Here is a 20367-nt window from a genome sequence, read left to right as displayed (position 1 = left end):
GCGAATTACATGGAGGAGCGGAATAGGCCGTTTGTATAATTGTATCTGAACAAGATCCGGCAGAAATAATAAGTTTTACGCTATAATAACCTTGTGAAGCATATAAATGCTCAGGAACCATAAGGTTTGATGAGTTTCCGTCTCCAAAATCCCATGAGTAATTTAAATTTGAATCTAATGGAGTTGGATAAAACCCTGTATAACAAAGAGAGTCATAATGATAGAAGTTAGCATTAATTGGACAAGGAGTGTTATTACAATTAGGCGATTGAATAGAATCGGTGAAGGTGGCTGTACAATTTCCTTGGGTTACTACAAGTGTTACTGGGTAAAGTCCTTGGGCTGAGTAAGTATGTATTGGTTCAATTAAACTGGAAGTATTCCCATCACCGAAGTCCCATGAATATGTAAAAGAGGAATCTACTATATATGGATGGAAGTGAGTGTCACACACAGAATCTGTTTTATAGAATACCGCATATGTAGGACAAGGTGGAGTACAAGGAGGAACAGTTATGACTTGGGAAATGGTATCAGAGCATGTAGAGTCAGAAACTACTATTGTAACGGTGTATGTTCCAGGATTAGCGTATTGATTTACGGCAATAGCGCTATTAGAAGTGTTCCCATCACCAAAATCCCAGGAATAGATATAGTTTGTGTCTTGATAGTCAGGATGAAAAATGGTTGTACAATTTAAGGTGTCAACCGCATTAAACGAACCAATTAAATTACAAGGTGTTTGAGACTTTGCTCCAAAAGAGAAGGTAAGAATCATGATTATGAGTAAACTATTTAGAAGTGATTTCATATTTTAAGAGTTGTGTTTAAAAATAGACTTGATTTTTATTGAAAAGGTTGCATAAATTATTTTAATGGGTTACGCTTGCTGTTAACAAGAATGTAAAACAATTGTAATTCATCCAGCCTAAAATGATATTCAAAACAAGCAAACAACAATTAAATAAACCTTCGTTCTAATCATTTCAATCTACTTTTAGAGCTAATTTTATGTAATATGGATATAGTTTTGCCAAACTAATTTTATAGTGAGAAACCTCCTTTGAGTATTGTAACCCTTTGAATTTTTTTGTTTTCACATAGTAAGTGAAAAGTTTCACCTTGCCTTGGTTGCTTTAATCGTATAAATTCAATGTAATAGAATCTCAAAGCAAATAGTCATAATCCAGCATCTATCAAACTAATGTCTAAAAGTCTAATACCTCGAAGTCAAAAAATCCTCCTACAAAATTTCAATCAATTTTTCCAGTCCAATTCCTCTTGATCCTTTCAATAAGATGAGGTTGTCTTTTGGGAGTCCGATAGAGAGGAAGTCTTTCGCTGCAGCTGTAGAGTCAAAAGCCAAGATGTCATTTTCTTCGGAAAGGCTTTTAAAAATACTTCCCACAAACATTCCTTGAAGTTCTAGATCTTTAGTTAATTGAATAATTTCTTGGTGATATATTTTTGTGTTTTCACCTAATTCCAACATATCTCCCAGAACGAATAGTTTATTACTTGATCCTATGGCTGTTGATTTGATCTCAGCAAAATTTTCTAAGGCAGATTTTACACTTGTTGGATTTGCATTGTAGGCATCCAAAATTACAACGTTTTGAGTTGTTTTTTCTATTTGAGATCTGTTGTTGCTTGGTTTGTAATTCTCTAATGCTTTATTTATGTCGGTATTCTCAACTTTAAAATGTTGACCTATACAGATTGCTGCCAGCATATTATAGAAATTATATTTACCTATAATTTGTGTGTTAACGTCAGGAGAAGAATAATTTTCACTTTTCCATTTAAATGAGAGCATTGGAGACAAATCAACTATTTCACCAAATACGTCAGCTTCTTTTTTCGAACCATAATTCGAAGTAGGGCAAGTAGAAGGTAGTTTTTCTGTCAAAACTTTGTCGTCAATATTGAAAAACAATTGACCATTATTATCTTGAATAGCTTTATATAATTCAGTTTTCGTGATGATAATATTTTCAGCACTTCCAAAACCTTCAATATGAGCCTGACCGATATTCGTAATTAATCCATGGGTTGGAGAAGCGATATCTACCAATTCTTTAATGTCACCTAGTTTACTCGCACCCATTTCAATTATCGCCAAATCATGATTTCTATTTAGTTGGAGTAGGGTGAGGGGAACCCCAATATGGTTATTCAGGTTTCCTAAAGTGAAGTGCACATTAAACTTTTTACTTAAAACGGCAGCAACAAGTTCTTTCGTTGTCGTTTTACCATTGGTTCCGGTAATTCCAATTACTGGAATGTCAAAAGTCTTACGGTGATGATTGGCTAACTTTTGTAGAAAGATCAAACTGTCTTCAACTTTAAAGATTGTTTCTCCATTGGCAATTTCGTCATCATCTACTATTGCGTATTTTGCTCCTTTTTCGATGGCCTGCTCTGCGTATTTATTGCCATCAAAGTTATCACCTTTCAATGCAATAAAAAGAACGTCTTTGTTTATTTTTCTTGTATCAGTAGATATCCCTGAACATTCATAAAATAATTGAAATAAATCTTTCATAAAATATTGATATAAAAAAAGTCCCGACGATGTAGTCGGGACTTAAATAGATTAAAAGCTAAATTTTATCTTCTTTTCTTTTTAGTATCATTCATTCCTCTTGGGCTACCAATTCTATCCATAGCACATCGGAAACCAATGTAATCAGTTGCTTGATCTTCGTCAAGGTATCTTCTGTTACCACCTACCATCCAGTAAGCTCTGTCTTTCCAAGAACCTCCTTTATAAACTCTAGACTTGTTTGATACAAGTGATGTTGGCCATGCCGTACGATCGTCTCCTCCTGGTTGGATATCTCCACCTTGCAAGTCAAACTCTTCATACTTGTTCTGGTACATAACTAAGTCTGGATCACGTCTTGCTTGATTAATATCATTTTTACGTTTCGTATTGTCGTAGTGAATTGAAGATTCAATATCACCATCCAAATAATCGATGTAATCTGCTCTTCTGTAATTTAAACGTCCGATGTTCTCTTCTTCAGTTACATCACGGTATTTCAATTTACCTGGCGTTTCCACCATGTAATCAGAGAAACCGTTTCTTAGCACAGAGATAATTTCATAAGCATATTCACCTCCCATGTCACCTTCTCTAAATTCGTCAACAAAAATTCCTTCGAATAGGTTTTCTTGAACGTACATGGAAGCTTCCATGTCTAATTTTTTGTTTTTATATTCAATTGCTTTATCTAAAACTTGATTGATTTTTTTAAGAATTCTTAATTCTTCAACATCTTTCTCACTATTTTGAGAAATATAATAAGGATCTGGAGCATAACCTCTAGCAACAGGGTTAGCAGACTCATTGTCTTTCATTATTCCTTTACGAATCACATCGTCATCTGGATCATGCTTCTCTGCGGAAACACGTTGGAAACGTATTCTCTCAAACTCATTTAAGTATTCTTTCATTCCGTGAACATCATATTCAACTTGGAAGTTTTTCTCATCTACAACACCTTCAGAGTTCAACACTTTAGTTTGGAAAACATTTCCTCTAAAAGGTCTGAAATCATCAACATCTTCAGAAGATAATGGTCTATAAACATCAAGTACCCATTCTGCAACGTTTCCTGCCATGTTGTAAAGTCCGTTGTCATTTGGCCAGTAGTTATCAACTGGAGCAGTTACATCGGCACCATCATTTAAATTTCCTGCAACTCCCATGTAATCACCTCGACCACGCATGAAGTTAGCACGCATTTCACCTTGGAATTCTTCGTTATCCTGACGAACATAGTGTCCATCCCATGGGTAAATTCTACGACTACTGATTACTTCACCGTCTTCACTACTCATATTTCCTATTAAACCATAGTATGCAAATTCCCATTCAGCTTCAGTAGGTAGGCGGTAACGTGGTAAAAGAATACCATCAGACATTCCAACAGAACGTTCACCTAAATCTTTACCAGTAATATTAGAAGGATTTAAATCTGTTAGATTACGACGAACATTTTCATCACCTTTTCCATTCAAATAAGCCTCTGTGTTAAAAGTAGTTTCATCTGTTTGATCAACATTGAAATTCAAAATACCTTCACGTATTAATATGTACTCATTTACACGATCAGTTCTCCATTTTGCATAGTCATTTGCTTGTAACCAAGAAACTCCAACAACTGGATAATCTCTGTATGCAGGGTGACGGAAATAATAATCAACATATTTTTCATTGAAACCTAATTCAGAACGCCAAACCAAAGTATCTGGTAAAGCATTTTTATAAACCATAGGGTATGTTCCAGAATAAGCTCTATCCAACCAATACATATATTCTAACCAGTGAAAATTAGAAACCTCTGTTTGGTCCATGTAAAAAGAAGAAACTGTTAATCTTCGTGGTCTATTATTCCAGTCATACATTACATCATCTTCAACACGTCCCATTGTGAATGTCCCCCCTTGAACGAGCACCAATCCTGGACCAGTTTCTTGATCAACAAATGGAACTTTTTGAAAACCTCCCATTTCAGGATTGTTATAATCCCAACCTGTTGTGTTTGAGGTCTCCCTAGCACAAGAAGAAACGATTGCAATTGCACTAAATGCCATCAACCATTTTGTTACTCTTTTCATATTTTTGGTCTTTGTTTTCATAATTTAACTCTTCAACTAATATACAAATAACGTGTTTTTTATCTTTAGTTACAACTTTCTTAAAAAGAAGGACAAGAAATAGTTCTGAAACTTGGTCTTTTTGCTTTGCAATCTATATCAAATCCTAAAGATATTTCATGAGACCCTCCAGACACACCATTATTTAATTTTGACACAGTAACGTCATAACTGTATCCTATTTTTACTTTTCCAGTGTTAATTCCAGCAGATAAAATAAATGCATCTCTTGAACGGAACCAAGCTCCAGTTGTAAATACACCATACTGTACATACGTTCCAATTAAAGCTTCCATAAATCCTTGTTGATATTGGAAGATAATATTTGGCATGATTGAAATATCAGTGTTGAATTGAGATTTCCCACCCAGAGGTAGTTTTGCTCCCATGTGCCCAGTAAATCGAATTGGCATCGGACTATTTCCAACAATTACGGATTCGTCTGGCATATTTAAATGGTATGCTGATACTCCGAAGAAAAATTTCTCTGTAAATCCAACCATTCCAGCGGAAACGTCAAAAAATCCTCTGCTTCCTCCTCTTGGTGTATCATTGGTACTATATATAAAACCTCTTCTTGGATCGATCATGTCACCGAAAGTTAATCTGTCCCAATCCAAAGATTTCTGATTCCAAGTCGCTTTACCTGCAAACATCATTGTGAATTTACGGTTTACCTTTAAATGATAATTGTAAATTAAACTTACTGTTGAATGGCTGATTGTTCCTTTTCCTTGTTGGTCATGTGTTAATATTACACCAAGTCCTCCATTTATTCCTTTAAGATATTGATCGTAAGATGCAGAATAAGTTACAAACGAACCCGAAAGATTTGGCCATTGATTTCTATAATTAACGGCAAACCTTGGGCAACCATTACTTCCCGCAAAAGCAGGGTTCAAATAAATAGGATTCGCGTAAAATTGCGAAAATTGAGGGTCTTGAGCGTATGTCTTACTACTTACTCCGCTGATAATTAGCATCATCATTAAAGTCAGTAAAGTAAGGAATGATTTTTTTAGCATAGTATTTCTTTACATGTTACCTGAACAACCGTCAATTTTACGAAAAAAAAAGGGTTTAGTTACAAATAAAATAAAGTTCTTTTAAAATATGTTTAATTAGTATTCGTTTAGCTATTAAAATTACGCTGCAATCTAAACTTTTTTAAGAACTTGGCGTTTTTAAAATTACATTAAGAAAATTATGAGTAAACCAAAACATCAACTTATTTTATTTATTGGAGTTTTATTGACATCCTTTATGTCATATGCTCAAAATGAAGTCGAAATTGAATTGACTTGGAACACTACTCCGCTTGAATTGACTTTGCCTAATTCGGCATTAGAAATACCTAATTTGGAAAATGCTATTTTTAGTGAAAACAACATAGTTTATTATCAAAAGTTCAATAGGACTACGGATGGTGTAAAATGGAATTTTGATTTGCTTACTTATCAATCTTCTCCTGTTGATCAATTTACCAAAGATTTTATTGACAAGTTTGATATCAAAGTTGAAAACGCTCCTGTTTTTTCTGTGAAAAATAATAAAGCAGCTGGAAATCCAATTGCTGTTTTTTCGCTTGCTCCTTTTGTGAAAGTGAATGGACAAATTAGAAAAATTGATAAAATAACGCTAAACAAAACCACCACACCTGTCTTTAATTCTAAGGGAATGACTTATGCTGCTGAATCAGTTCTAAGGAGTGGAACAGGAGAGTGGTACAAAATAGCTCTGACTTCTGATGGAGTGCATAAAATAGATTATAATTTTCTATCAAGTATTGGAATTAATGTTGAGAATTTAAATCCTAATGATATTAATATTTATGGAAATGGGTTTGGAAAATTACCTGAATTAAATAGTACTTATCGACCAGATGATTTATTGAAGAATGATATTTTGATTGTTGGAGATAGTGATGGTTCTTTTGATGCCAACGACTATATTCTTTTTTATGGAAAAGGACCACATAAATGGGAGGAGAGCAATGGAAGATTTTCTAGAACGCTGAATATTTATTCTAATCAATCTGTTTATTTTATCAATATAAACGCTTCAAACACACCAGCTAGAATTCAAGATGCTGTTTTATCTAATCAACCTACTACCAATGTGGTTACTGATTATAATTCCTATACAATTCATGAAGAAGAGACGCGAAGCATTATGAAAGGTGGTCAGCGTTGGTATGGCGAAGAATTTGACGCTAATCTGACACAGACTTTTTCTATGAATATTCCAAATTTAAATACTTCTGCTGGAGCTATTATTAGGGGTTTTATGGCCAGTAGAAATGGTTCTAATGGAGTTAATTTTACAACATATTTTGGAAATACCTTGTTAGGAACTGCGAACATGGGGTATTCTCAACCCGAAAGTTTTTCAAGAGGTGGATTTACTTCTTTGCCGGGTGTGTTTAATCCTACTTCAAGTAATTTTTCTGTTTCTGTACAATTTAATCGGGAGTCACCATTAAATATGGGGTACTTAGACTTTTTGGAAGTTAATGCAAGAAGTAATATGAAATATTTCAATGGAATGAGTTTTCGCGATTTAAATTCGGTAGGTTTTGGAAATGTTGCTGAAATGCAAATCACTAACTATCCATCCAATGGAGTGGTTTGGGAAATCACTTCTCCTACGCAGCCAAGAAAGGTTCAAGGAAGTAATGTTGGTGGAACTTTCAGTTTTAAAGTTGATTCGGATAGTTTGAGAGAATTTGTAACATTTAATGGAACAAGTTTTAAAATCCCTACTTTCCTTAAGAGGGTTCAAAATCAAAATTTGCACGCATTGGCTCCTGCAGATTATTTGATCGTTACTCATCCTAGTTTTATGGCTCAAGCAAATCGTTTAGCGAGTCTTCACGAGAATAACGGACTTACTGTTCACGTAGTTCCTGTTGAACAAATTTATAATGAATTTTCTAGCGGAACACAGGATCCAACGGCCATTCGATATTTTGCCAAAATGTTCTATGACCGTGCAGGAGGAGATCCTTCAAATCAACCAAAATATTTATTGATGTTTGGTGATGGGACTTATGACCCACTTGGTAGAGTTGCAAATAACAATTACATGCTGCCAGTTTATGAAACCTTAAATTCAGAAAGCTATACTTCTTCCTTGGCTTCAGATGATTATTTTGGAATTTTGGATGATGATGAGTCATTTGATTTAGCTGACGGAGTAGATATTGGAGTTGGAAGATTTGTTGCAACTACAGATAAACACGCTAGAACTTTGGTTGACAAAGTTGAACATTATATGAACAACGGTTCTTTACTATATGCTTCCAGTAATTTATCATGTGGTGAAAATGGTTTTATTTCCACTCACGGTGATTGGAGGCAAAGATACACGACAATAGCTGATGATGAAAACGGTGGTCAATTTGTTACAGATTTAGAGAATGGAGCAGATTACGTAAAGGTCAATCATCCGGAAATGAATACAAAAAAGATTTACGCTGACGCATTTGTGCAAATTACAACCGCAGGTGGAGAGCGTTTCCCCGAAGTGAATAGTGAAATTAATAGAAGTGTGGAGTCGGGTTCCATTATGACTTGTTATGTTGGACATGGAGGCTCGAAAGGTGCTGCACAAGAAAGAATAATGTCTGTGAGCGAAGTTGAAGCATACACAAACATTGATAAATTAACACTCTTTGTTTCTGCAACATGTGAATTTTCTCGAATTGACGATAACGAATTGGTTTCAATAGGAGAATTGATGGCGTTAAATGATGTTGGAGGTGCTATCGCTTTGATGACAACTTCAAGAGCAGTTTTTATCAATACTAACTCATCGGTAACGGCTGCGTTTTTTAGAAATGTATTTAAGCGAGACGCAGAGAACCGACCTCGCACTTTTGGAGATATCATTTTAGATACCAAAAACAATTCATCAGGTGGCGATGATAAAAGAAGTTTCATGTTGTTGGGTGATCCTGCTTTAAGAATTGCCTTGCCTTACGAAAAAGTGGTGTTGGATAGCATTAATGAATTTGATGTTAATGTGGTGAACGATACTTTAAAAGCATTGGCAAAAGTGAGGATGTCAGGTCATCTTGAAGATCAATTCGGTAATGTATTAAATAGTTTTAATGGAATCATTCAACCTTCAATTTATGATAAACCTTCTGACAGATCAACTTTAGGACAAGATGCAGATTCGCCAGTGATGGATTTCGAATTGCAAGAAAGTGTTCTGTTTAAAGGTAAAGTATCGGTAAATAATGGGTTTTTCGATTTTGAGTTTATTGTGCCAAAGGACATTAATTATACCTATGGTAAAGGTAAAGCAAGCTTTTATTCATGGAGTACGAATGATATTAATGCCGGTGGGTATTCAGATGAATTTCTTATTGGCGGAATTGATACCACTGGTTTAAACGATCAAGAAGGTCCTGAAATTGAATTATATCTAAACGATGAAAGCTTTGTAAATGGAGGAATATCAAATGAAACACCAATTTTGATTGCTCAGCTTTTTGACGAAAGTGGTATTAATACTGTTGGAAATGGAATTGGACATGATATTACGCTTATTGTAGACAATGAAACCAGCCAGGCAAAAGTTTTAAATTCTTTTTATGAATCGGATCTGGACACCTATAAAAGTGGAAGTTTGACTTATCAGATGGATCAGTTAGAACCTGGATTGCATACATTAACCTTCAAGGCTTGGGATGTAAATAATAATTCAAGTGAGAAAACAATAGAATTTACTGTTCATGAATTAGAAGATATAGCGTTAGAACATGTTTTAAATTATCCAAACCCATTTACAACTCATACTGAATTCTTTTTCGAACACAATCAAGTTTGCTCAGCATTAGAGACACAAATCGAAATTTTTACGGTTACAGGACGTTTAGTAAAGACCATAAATGAGACTGTTGAAACGCGTGGTTTCCGAACCGCTGGAATAGCATGGGATGGAAGGGATGATTTCGGAGATCAAATAGGAAAAGGTGTATACGTTTATCGTGTAACCATTAAAAATCCTGATGGAGAAAAGACTCAGGAAATGCAAAAATTATATCTTTTGAAATAACTTTAATTTTAAAACGCAATAATTTTTCTATGTTTACGTATATTTGTAGACTGATGAAAGATTACAGCTTTAACAATTGATTTAGCTATATTTATTAGTTTATAAAGTCGAATAACAACACAGAATGATAAAAAAATATTTTCTTGCCAGTTTAACTACTCTAATCTCCGCAGCAGCAATAAGCCAAGGAGGAAATGGAGCTAAGGATGCTTCTGAATTACAGTTGAATACAATTACTACAGCGGTTCCTTTTCTGCAAATCACACCAGATTCAAGATCAGGTGCCTTAGGAGACGCAGGTACAGCTTTAAGTCCATCCTCGAATTCGTTTTTTTGGAATACGTCAATGTTAGCGTTTACTGAAGAGGATTCTGAGATTTCACTATCTTATTCACCTTGGCTTCAGAATATAGCAAACGATATCAATCTATCTCATTTGGCTGGTTTTGTTCGACTTAATGATCGAAATGTAGTGGGTGGATCCTTACGTTTCTTTAGTTTAGGTGAAATTGTTTTTACTGATGCAAATGGAAACCAAACAATTACACACACGCCATCCGAGCTTGAATTGTTGGCCGGTTATTCTTTTCAATTAAATGATAAGTTTTCATTGGGTTTAAATGGGAAATTTATTTATTCTGATTTGACTGCTGGAGTTGCAGTAGAAGGGGCGTCAAGTAAGCCAGGTTTGGCAGGTGCCGCTGATGTTTCATTTTCTTACTTTAATGATGACGTAAGATATGGAGGGACAAATGGATCTTTGGCTTTTGGTGTTACCTTAAATAATGTGGGTAACAAATTGTCTTATTCTCTAGAAGATGAACGTGATTTCTTGCCTACAAACTTGAAATTAGGGTCGGCAATGACTTTTGATTTAGATTCATACAACAGTGTTACATGGGCATTAGATGTTTCAAAATTATTGGTACCTACTTCACCGATTAGAAATAGTGTTACCGGAGACATTATATCTGGTTATGACACAGATATTGGAGTTGTAGCTGGGATTTTACAATCATTTTATGATGCTCCAGGTGCTTTGGCTGAGGATGAAAATGGAAACTTAATTCAGAATGCAGATGGTTCTTATGAAGTAGTAAGTGGAACTAAATTAAAAGAAGAGCTAACTGAAATAATGATTGGAACAGGAATAGAGTATTGGTACAATGATTTATTTGCAGCAAGAGCAGGTTATTTTTATGAAAACTTAAACAAAGGAGCTCGTCAACACTTGACTTTTGGAGTTGGATTAAAATATAATATTTTCGGTATAGATTTTTCTTACTTGACATCTTTGAGAAGAAATAATCCATTGCAAAACACTATTCGTTTTACGCTTAGACTTCACCTAAATAATAAAGAGAAGGCTTCTGCTGGTTCAGGAACAGTTAAACCTCAATAATGAAAATTAAGATTGGGTTCGGTGTCGATGTACATCAATTGGTAACAGGTCGTGATTTGGTTGTTGGCGGAGTAAATATCCCTTCTGAATTAGGCGCACTTGGTCATTCTGATGCAGATGTTTTGCTTCATTCTATTTGTGATGCCATGTTGGGGGCTTTAAACCTCCGCGATATTGGGTTTCACTTTTCAGATCAAGATCCAAAATACAAGAATATTGATTCACAGATTCTCTTAAGAGATACCTTTAAACTCGTTAAAGAGAAAGGATATGTTTTGGGAAATCTTGATGCTACTGTTATTTTAGAAAAGCCAAAACTGAATCCACATATTCCTGAAATGCAGAAAACGATTGCAGAAATTCTTGAGACGGATTTAGAAAATGTTTCAATTAAAGCAACAACACACGAGAAGGTAGATTCTTTTGGAACACAGAAGGCACTGAAAGCTTATGTGGTTTGTTTATTGAGTAAGGAGTAATCAGAATTGAGTACGGAATAGAGAATTGAGTACGGAGGATTGCGTATGGAGTTTGGAAAATTTAGTTTTTAGGAATCAAGCTCTTGGATTTTTCTATTTTTTAAGCATTTCCAAGCCTATTTTAGAAAGACACAATTATATTAATACACGTTATTGTAATGTACAATACAATAATAGAGAAATGTTATTTTAAGAAATAGAAATTTCGTTTAGCAAGAAAATTCGTTCTATACTATTTTACTTAAAAAGGTAGACCATCCTCAGTCCTCAACAACCCGAAATTAATACTCAAAACTCAATCCTCACTACTGTAAAAGAACATATGTTAGCCAAGAAGCCAAATAAGCTATTCCCGTAAACAAAACAAATTGAAGGGTAACGATTCCCCAACTACCTGTTTCTTGTTTTACCACTGCAATTGTGCTCATGCATTGAAGTGCAAAAACGTAGAAAATTAACAGTGAAAATGCTGTTGCGTATGAGAATTTGATGGCTTTTAAACCTTTTTCGTTTTCTTCTCCTCCTTCCACACTATAAATCGTTGACATTGTTCCCACGAAAACCTCACGCGCCGCAAATGAAGCAACAAGTGCAATTCCTATTTTCCAATCAAATCCTAAAGGTTGGATTGCTGGTTCAATGGTCTTTCCCATTATCCCTAAGTAAGAATTTTCGAGTTTTTCACTGCTCATTTTTGTGTAAAGTGAGTCGGCATAAACATCATTCTCAGTTATTAAAGTTGTGTATTTTTCTTCAATTTGTTCGAAGCGATCACCTGGTCCAAAGTAGGAGAGTACCCATAAAATAATGGATGCAATTAATATCACTTTACCCGCTTGGACAACAAATATTTTCCCTTTATTAATTGCAGCGTTAACAGCATTTCTTAAGCTAGGCATTTTATAGTTAGGTAATTCTAAAATAAAACTACCGTTTTCGTCTTTTTTGATGAATAAATTAATCACCATGGCAACAATTAAAGCGACTACAAATCCGAGAAGATAAAGTCCCATCATGTAAAGTCCTTGCACGCTAATAAAACCCCATATATATTCCTCTGGAGCAATAAAAGAAACCAAGAATACATAAACAGGAAGTCTTGCTGAACAGGCCATCAATGGGACGATAAAAATCGTAATAAATCTTTCTCTTCTGTTTTCGATGGCCCGTGCAGCCATGATAGCAGGTATTGAACAAGCGAACCCTCCAACCAAAGGCACAACAGATTTTCCATTCATTCCGAAGCGTTTTAAAAGCCCGTCAGTCATAAAACTAACCCTCGATAAATAGCCAGTATCTTCTAAAATAGCTATAAGCGCAAAGAGAATCATGATTTGAGGAACAAATACCAAAACACCTGCTAATCCTGCGAAAATCCCATCAGAGATGAAGTCGGCAAACCAAGAATCGGGGAGGAAATTTCCAACCCATATCCCCAAGTCTACAATTCCATCATTGATTAGATCCATTGGATAGGATGCGAATGTAAAAATGGCTTGAAAAAGGACAAAAAACACAGCCAAAAAGATAAGTAGACCCCAAAGTGGATGTGTCACATATTTATCAATTTTATCTGTTATCGTTCTTTGTTTAACTTTCTCTTTTTTAAGATAGAAACTTGAACTGGATTTATTAATGGTTGAAACACGGTCACTAATTTCTAAGATTTCTTCTTTTAGCGGTTCGAAATCATTCTTCTTTGCAATCTCTTTTAATTCACCTGTTCCTTTTTCATCTAATAAGGATTTCGCATTATTGATTTGCTTAAACAACATATAAGGCGTCGTAGACTTAAATAAATGCTTTGCGTCTGCCAGTAAATTTTCGTACTTCTCTTTTTTGAATAAAGATTTTGTTGAGGGAGGAATTTCAGCGGTTGCTAGTTCCAACAATTCTTTAATTCCTTTGTTTCTTCTCGCAGAAATAGCAGTTGTAGGAACATTGAAGTAATCAGAAATCTCCTGTAATTTAATTTGGTCTCCTGATTTTTCAACGATATCAACCATGTTCACGGCCATGATTGTTGAAATTCCTAATTCAATAACTTGGGAAGCTAAAAATAGATTTCTCGCTAAATTAGTTCCATCAAGAACAATGATTATTAAGTCTGGAAATACCTCAGAATTTGGATTGAGTAGAATATTCTGAACAACTTTCTCATCATCATTTTTGGAGGACAAACTGTAAGTTCCAGGTAAATCAATTAATTCACAAACTTCATTGTTTGGTAACTTTATTGTTCCAGAACGCTTATCGACAGTAACACCTGGATAATTTCCAACCTTTTGATTCAACCCAGTTAATTGATTAAACAAAGATGTTTTACCTGAATTTGGGTTTCCAACTAATGCTATTTTCTTTTTTTTGCTCATTGTGGTGCAAAATTGGTGAATTTTTATTGGTTTGGAAATACCCCTAAGTGGGTAATTAGAAAGATTCTTAATAGTTTTAACTTCAGTTGCTCTTGCATTGGTAGAAATGGATCTTCGTCGCCTTTGGTAAGCTTAGTCATCGTCGCGTTATCCCGTTGACTGAACCTGTCGAAGGCAACAATAAACAAAATACGGATTTGTTTAAATAGCGATGATTAATTATCCACGACATTTATTTTGGACTTAGAAGATGATAGCTCAACATTAAATCGGACCAAATTGCTTATTTTCGTCCAACAATATATTCAAATGAAAAAAATCATAACAATTATTGGTGCGCGTCCACAGATTATCAAATCTGCTGCTTTGTCAAGAGCAATCAAAACTAATTATGCAGATCAATTAAAAGAAGTTTTGGTGCATACAGGTCAGCATTACGATGAGCAAATGTCGGAGGTGTTTTTTACAGAATTAGGTATGTCAAAGCCAGATTATAATTTGAATATTGGTTCAGGTTCTCATGGATCTCAAACCGCCGAAATGATTTCTGGATTGGAGAAGTTGTTCATTAAAGAAAATCCTGAAGCAATAGTTGTTTATGGAGACACAAATTCAACCTTAGCCGGAGCAATTGCAGGTTCTAAAATGGGAATTCCAATTGTACATATCGAAGCAGGATTAAGAAGTTTCAATAAGTCAATGCCAGAGGAAATCAATAGAATATTGTGTGATCATGTTTCCACTTTACTTTTTTCACCTACAAAAACAGGAGTTGATCATTTAAAAAATGAAGGTTTTAAAGTCGATAATATTGCTCCTTTTAATGCGGATAATCCGAAAGTTTATCACAGTGGAGATATCATGTATGACAACAGTTTGTATTTTTCTGATATAGCTGCTGAGAATTTAACTACACATCAGGAATTAGATTTGCATTACAAACCTTATTTCTTAGCAACGGTTCACAGAGGAGCAAACACTGATAATCCTGAAAAGTTGAAATCAATTTTTGAAGCTTTTTTAGAAATTACAGAAAATTATCCTGACCATTTAATTGTTTTGCCTTTGCATCCGCGAACACACAAATGTATGGAAACTCACTTCTCGGAAGAATTTCATCAAAAAATTAAAGATTGTAAGCAATTTAAGATTATTCCACCTGTTTCATTTTTGACGATTATTTCTCTTGAGAAAAATTGCCAATTAGTAATTACGGATAGCGGTGGATTACAAAAAGAGGCATATTTCTTCAAAAAACCTTGTGTGATTTTACGTCCAGAAACAGAATGGGTTGAAATCGTTGAGCAGGGTGTTGCTGTAATTGCTGATGCGGACAAAAATAGAATTGTTGCAGGAGTAGAGAAAATGATGGCACAAAAAGGAGCGGAGTTCCCTAGCTTGTATGGAGATGGAAAAGCAGCTGAGTTTATAGCAGGCGAGATTGTGAAATGGTGCTAGTAGGGACGTTTTGCAAAACGTCCTTACTAATTCAATCAAACTTCAACCAAGTTTTATAATTGTCTCTGATTTTTTCAGGTGATTTTCCTAACATGAAGCTCCAATAACTGTATAGGTTGACCATGTTAACTTTAAAATAGGAGTTCAATTTATATTTTCTAGCAGATACGACGACGTTCTTAGGAACAATTCGGAATTTAAACTTTTTTCTGGCTCTAAGGATGAAGTCGAAATCTTCCATAATAACATAACTTTCATCGAAGCCATTTAATTTTTGAAAAACATCTTTAGTTACAAATAAAGTTTGATCACCACCTCTACAAAACATAAAATCGAAGCGCGTCCACCAAGCGTTAAATTTGAGCATCAAAGCTTTTTTATCAAACTCAAAACGGTAGCAACCAAATTCATTTCCGTTCGCTAAGGATCTATCAATATCTTCTTCAAAAGTAAGAGGAGGGAGGACGTCTGCATGTACAAAGTAAAAAACATCTCCTTTAGCTTGCTTTGCCCCAACGTTTAATTGGACAGCTCTTGAGGCTTTTTTGGTTTCTATTAAATTAACATTCTCGAACCTTTTTACCAATTCGATTGTTTTATCTTTACTTCCACCGTCAATCACTATGATTTCTGTTTCAGACAAGGCGTTTGTTGTAAGAAACTCAAGAAGTTGAGAAATTTTCTCCTCTTCGTTTAGTGTTGGAATGATAATTGAATGTTTCATTATCGCAAATTTAAAATACTTATATGTTTATATTGAAAATTTTACCTTATTTCTTTTTACTTTCTATTTCATCCGCGAGTTTTGCTCAGTCCAAAACTACGTTTCATCAACATGCTAAGTGGGATCAACTACTCAAAAAGCACGTGGATGATAAAGGATTTGTGGATTACAAAGGATTCACAAAGGATTCAACAGAACTGAATTCATACTTGAAAGAATTAGCCGACAATCATCCAAATAGCAAATGGACTTCTGGTGAAAAGAAAGCTTACTGGATCAATGCTTACAATGCTTTTACAATTCAATTAATGATAAGAAACTATCCTTTAAAGTCAATTCAGGATTTGGGCGGATCAATTTATCGGGTAAATACAACTTGGGATATCAAATTCATTCATTTAGGTGACGAAACATATGATTTGAATAATATCGAGCACAATATATTAAGAAAGGACTGGGACGACGCTAGAGTGCATGCAGTTGTAAATTGTGCTTCTATTTCATGTCCAGCTTTAAGAAAAGGAGCTTTTACAGGAGATAAAGTAGAACAACAAATGGATGAACAAATGATGAGGTTCATTAATGATAAAACGAAAAACACCATAACTGAGGATAAAGCAGAGGTTTCTTCTTTATTTAAGTGGTTTTCTGGGGATTTCAAAGACAATGCGCCTTCTGTGATTGCCTATATCAACAAATATTCGAAAGTTAAAATTAAGCCAGGAACTGAACTTACATATAAGGATTATGACTGGGGATTGAATGAATCGAAATAAAACATCTCACCAAGTTTGAATCACAGAACTGATTTTTATAATTAAAAATCAGATTTCTAACCCTAACATCATTTCCATTAAAATATAAAGCGATAACTGAAATTTGGAATAATAGGGAAAACGGTTACTTGATGTAATGTGTTTATACCCGCTTCATTCTTTTTGTAGAAATAGAAAAATGCATTCTTTTGATTGTAGGCATTGTAAAGTGAGAATGACCAAATTCTCATTCCTTTTTCTTTCTGTTTTTTAAGATTCACTCCAATGTCTAATCGGTGATATGCTGGTAAACGAACGCTGTTTTTTCCATCGTAAATATGAGCTAAATTTCCTAGTGGGTCATAGCCAATATAGTAATCTTGGATTGATGGGGTTTGATATTCATATTTTCCTTGCGCTAAAGTAAAAGCTTCTCCGCTCATGTAAATCCATGTTGCGGAAACATCAATTCTTTCGTTGATCTCATAATTTAACACCAAAGATATTTCGTGCTTTCGGTCGAATCTGAATGGATACCAATTCCCATCATTAACTTGGTCATATTTTCTCTGGTTATTAGAGTAAGTATAAGAAGCCCAACCATTCACTTTTCCAATATTTCGTTGTATTAAGAATTCAAAACCAAATACTTTTCCTTCTCCATTTGTCTCTACTTTTGAAGAAAGACTTTCTGGTGAAATTAAGGTGGAGCCTTCTTTGTAATCTATTAAATTATTGAGGGTTTTGTAATATCCTTCAATTGTTACATCAAGTGGGAATTGCTTGAATAAATTAGGAAAAACTATTCCTGCACTGAATTGGTCGGATTCTTCGGGGAGCATTTCAGAAGTTGCTGGAATCCATATATCGTTGGGAATTCCGCCTCCATTATTGCTTAAAAGATGCATAAATTGTTGCATTCTAGCATATCCTGCTTGAATACTGAAGGTTTCATTCGGAAAATACTGTAATAAAGCACGTGGTTCTGGCGAAACAAAAGTTCTTCCTTGGCTGGTAAAGGTAGATAAATTGAAACCTAAATTAGCTTTTAATTTCTCCGCTAATTTCAATTGATTTTCAATATAAAGGTTGTTCTCCCATGCACGGATTTTTTCGTTCCCAATTATGGTGTCCTTACCATTTCCTAATGATTCAATTCTTCCTGGTAAATAAGAATGAGCTATTGTATTCCATCCTCCTTTAATTGTCCATTTTGGATGAAGTTTAAAGGTCAAACTTTGCTTTAACATTAAATCTGTAATATTAGACTTAAAATTTATTCCAGTATTTTTTTCACTTCCATCTGGTAAGGTTTCTTTTAAGTTGGTCTTATTTGAAAAGAAGAAATAAGTTGAAGCAAGATTGGCATCATAGAACAGTTTTTTATTTATCGCTTTATTGTATTGTGCATATCCTAAAAAGTTCCCCCATTTAATTTTTGATGTAAAGCGTGATGGACTATCGAAAAGTGATTCTCCTGCGTTGGCAAAAATTTTATCTCTTCCACCATAATATCCGAAACTCAATGTTGAATTGTCTTTAAATCGCTTCACTAACTTAAAATTTGAATCGAAAAAAGTGTAGCCGAAATTTTCATTTTTTTCAGTCCATAAAAAGTAAAGACTAGTGAAGATATCTAAATTGAATCTTCTTACGGAAGCTAAGTATGTCCATGTGCTGTCTTTTCCAACAGGACCTTCAAATTGTAATTTTGTAGAAAGTAAACCAATTTGTACCTCTCTGGACTTCTTCTTTTGGTTCCCGTTTTTCATTCGAATGTCTAAAACTGAAGACAAACGACCCGAATATTGTGCTGGGAAATTTCCTTTGTAAACTTTTACACTTCTGATTGCATTGGCATCAATTGTAGATAAAAATCCTCCAATATGATTGATGTTGTACACCGGAACATTATCTAATAGGAATAGATTTTGGTCGGGAGTTCCACCTCTTACAATTAAACCGCTTGTTCCTTCTTTCCCGCCTTGAATACCTGGTTGAAGTTGAAGCGCTTTGATAATGTCAGGTTCACCACCAAGCATTGGAATTTGCTTTAATCTCTCAATTGGCAATGAAATTACGCCGATTTCTATTTGCTTTCGCGCAGTTACCGTAACTTCTTCAAATTTTTGAACATCATCTCTTCTTAAAAATAGTACCGTATCTTTTGCAATACAATTTACTTCAAAAACTAAAGGTACATAAGCAAATGAAGTGATTTTCAGCTTTACATTTTCTCGGTTATCTAAAATCGGAAATGAAAAATAGCCTTGAGGATTAGTAAATTGATAATTGGAAGTTCCTTCCTCTAAGATAATTACATCAGCAATAGGTTCATTGGAAGAAAAATCCATGATGTAGCCAGAGAAGTAGCATTCTTGAGTGGAGGATATTCCACTAAAGCTGAGAAAGATTAAAAATAACCATTTATTCATGAGCTTCAATTTCTAAATTTTGAAAGTTATATCCTGCAAAAACACCGTAACCTCCTTGAACATTTGAATACATTTCAGTTGGTTCTCCCTTAAATAATACAATAAACGGATCATTTATACCTGAGCTGTTACTTTGGTTATAGTAATGTTGTGTCCAGCTTCTAATTCCTAAATAATATTCTTTACTTACTGGTCCAAATTCACGTGTGTAATCACTTTGATAATAAGTAGTACCTCCTCCTAAACTTTGACTAATTGAACCTCCACCCATAGCTGTTAAACTTTTTATTTCTCCATTGAAAAGAGCATCTGAGAAGAATAGAAATGGTGGGTTATAATCCAACTCGCTATCTGTTAATAATGATGCATCAATTTCTTTTGGTTGGTCACTGAAAGTATAAACTCTTTCTGTTTGATAGTAATTGTGTTGGTTGGGGTTATCTTGGAAAATAATCGTTGTCTTTACATGAAAATAACCTATCTCATCTGGAGTAGAATTTGCTTTTTCATAGTAAGCATCTATGATGTCAGGGTATTTTGGAATACTTGTTTCTGCCCAAACAGTTTCAAAACCAGGAACATTAACTTCGATTTTGTAATTTATTTCAGGAGTCGCATAATAGCCTTGATACCATCCATCACCTATAAAACCTAGTGTGGAAAAATAAACACCATCTTTAAAAACTTTTATAGTTGCATTATCAATCAATTCTTTTTCACCTTGCATGGTTGAAGTCAATGTGACATGAACCTTGAATAAAGAATCTGGACAAATTAATCCATTGACAACTACTTTTTGAGGTAATTTATCGAGATTTAAGTTAACCTCTTTAATGCAAGAGGAGAGAAAGGTTGATAAAATCAATGTGTAGAAAGCAAACTTCAGCATAAGCGGAGTATAGTATTTAATTTCATTACCAACGTTTGATTTGTTTTCATATTGTAATAATATTATTCATGTTCTGAAATATCTAATTCCTGAAAGTTGTATCCTGCAAAAACACCGTAACCTC

At 34.4% G+C, this 20367-nt stretch carries 13 protein-coding genes; 5 read left to right on the top strand and 8 right to left on the bottom strand.

Annotated features, from left to right (window positions below; genetic code table 11):
- The 4 genes from C6368_RS16610 to C6368_RS16595 all read right to left on the bottom strand — a co-directional run.
- The coding region (locus tag C6368_RS16610) for a PKD domain-containing protein (protein WP_159038653.1) at positions 1 to 811 on the bottom strand (811 nt) is incomplete at its 3' end.
- A gap of 432 nt (positions 812 to 1243) precedes the next feature.
- Positions 1244 to 2545, bottom strand: coding sequence for a UDP-N-acetylmuramoyl-tripeptide--D-alanyl-D-alanine ligase (locus C6368_RS16605; RefSeq protein ID WP_107040352.1), 1302 nt, complete (start codon positions 2543 to 2545; stop codon positions 1244 to 1246).
- Positions 2546 to 2610: 65 nt separating this feature from the next.
- Entirely contained in the window at positions 2611 to 4626 is a 2016-nt protein-coding gene (locus C6368_RS17420) for an SUMF1/EgtB/PvdO family nonheme iron enzyme (protein WP_199851665.1), read from the bottom strand.
- Between the two features lie 80 nt (positions 4627 to 4706).
- Positions 4707 to 5690, bottom strand: a complete 984-nt coding sequence (locus C6368_RS16595; protein WP_107040351.1) for a PorP/SprF family type IX secretion system membrane protein — start codon at positions 5688 to 5690, stop codon at positions 4707 to 4709.
- Positions 5691 to 5871: 181 nt separating this feature from the next.
- Here C6368_RS16595 and porU point away from each other — a divergent pair, with 181 nt between their 5' ends.
- From porU to ispF, 3 genes are all read left to right on the top strand, one after another.
- On the top strand, positions 5872 to 9729 hold the full coding sequence (gene porU / locus C6368_RS16590; RefSeq protein ID WP_107040350.1) for a type IX secretion system sortase PorU: 3858 nt from the start codon (positions 5872 to 5874) through the stop codon (positions 9727 to 9729).
- A gap of 124 nt (positions 9730 to 9853) precedes the next feature.
- On the top strand, positions 9854 to 11131 hold the full coding sequence (gene porV, locus C6368_RS16585; RefSeq protein ID WP_107040349.1) for a type IX secretion system outer membrane channel protein PorV: 1278 nt from the start codon (positions 9854 to 9856) through the stop codon (positions 11129 to 11131).
- On the top strand, positions 11131 to 11610 hold the full coding sequence (gene ispF / locus C6368_RS16580) for a 2-C-methyl-D-erythritol 2,4-cyclodiphosphate synthase (RefSeq protein ID WP_107040348.1): 480 nt from the start codon (positions 11131 to 11133) through the stop codon (positions 11608 to 11610). The genes porV and ispF overlap by 1 nt, the downstream gene beginning before the upstream one ends.
- 305 nt (positions 11611 to 11915) lie before the next feature.
- Here the strand turns inward: ispF and feoB are convergent, their stop codons facing one another.
- Positions 11916 to 13982, bottom strand: a complete 2067-nt coding sequence (gene feoB / locus C6368_RS16575; protein WP_107040347.1) for a ferrous iron transport protein B — start codon at positions 13980 to 13982, stop codon at positions 11916 to 11918.
- A 309-nt stretch (positions 13983 to 14291) separates the two neighbouring features.
- On the opposite strand from feoB, the gene wecB reads away from it, so the two are divergent.
- Positions 14292 to 15440 carry a non-hydrolyzing UDP-N-acetylglucosamine 2-epimerase gene (gene wecB / locus C6368_RS16570; protein ID WP_107040346.1) on the top strand — a complete coding sequence of 383 codons (1149 nt, stop codon included), beginning with the start codon at positions 14292 to 14294 and terminating at the stop codon, positions 15438 to 15440.
- 31 nt (positions 15441 to 15471) lie between these two features.
- Here the strand turns inward: wecB and C6368_RS16565 are convergent, their stop codons facing one another.
- On the bottom strand, positions 15472 to 16164 hold the full coding sequence (locus tag C6368_RS16565) for a TIGR04283 family arsenosugar biosynthesis glycosyltransferase (RefSeq protein ID WP_107040345.1): 693 nt from the start codon (positions 16162 to 16164) through the stop codon (positions 15472 to 15474).
- 23 nt (positions 16165 to 16187) lie between these two features.
- Here C6368_RS16565 and C6368_RS16560 point away from each other — a divergent pair, with 23 nt between their 5' ends.
- On the top strand, positions 16188 to 16940 hold the full coding sequence (locus tag C6368_RS16560) for a DUF547 domain-containing protein (RefSeq protein WP_107040344.1): 753 nt from the start codon (positions 16188 to 16190) through the stop codon (positions 16938 to 16940).
- A 77-nt stretch (positions 16941 to 17017) separates the two neighbouring features.
- Here the strand turns inward: C6368_RS16560 and C6368_RS16555 are convergent, their stop codons facing one another.
- Together C6368_RS16555 and C6368_RS16550 are read right to left on the bottom strand one after the other, a co-directional pair.
- Complete coding sequence (locus C6368_RS16555; RefSeq protein ID WP_107040343.1) at positions 17018 to 19354, bottom strand: TonB-dependent receptor; 2337 nt, start codon at positions 19352 to 19354, stop codon at positions 17018 to 17020.
- On the bottom strand, positions 19347 to 20243 hold the full coding sequence (locus C6368_RS16550; RefSeq protein WP_107040342.1) for a DUF4249 domain-containing protein: 897 nt from the start codon (positions 20241 to 20243) through the stop codon (positions 19347 to 19349). Before C6368_RS16550 ends, C6368_RS16555 begins: the two co-directional genes overlap by 8 nt.
- Positions 20244 to 20367: the final 124 nt, after the last annotated feature.

It is taken from the genome of Brumimicrobium mesophilum, from assembly GCF_003025005.1.
Taxonomy (GTDB): Bacteria; Bacteroidota; Bacteroidia; order Flavobacteriales_D; family Crocinitomicaceae; genus Brumimicrobium; species Brumimicrobium mesophilum.
The sequence above is the reverse complement of the archived record's forward strand: the minus strand, read 5'-3'. Positions and strand labels throughout refer to the sequence as shown.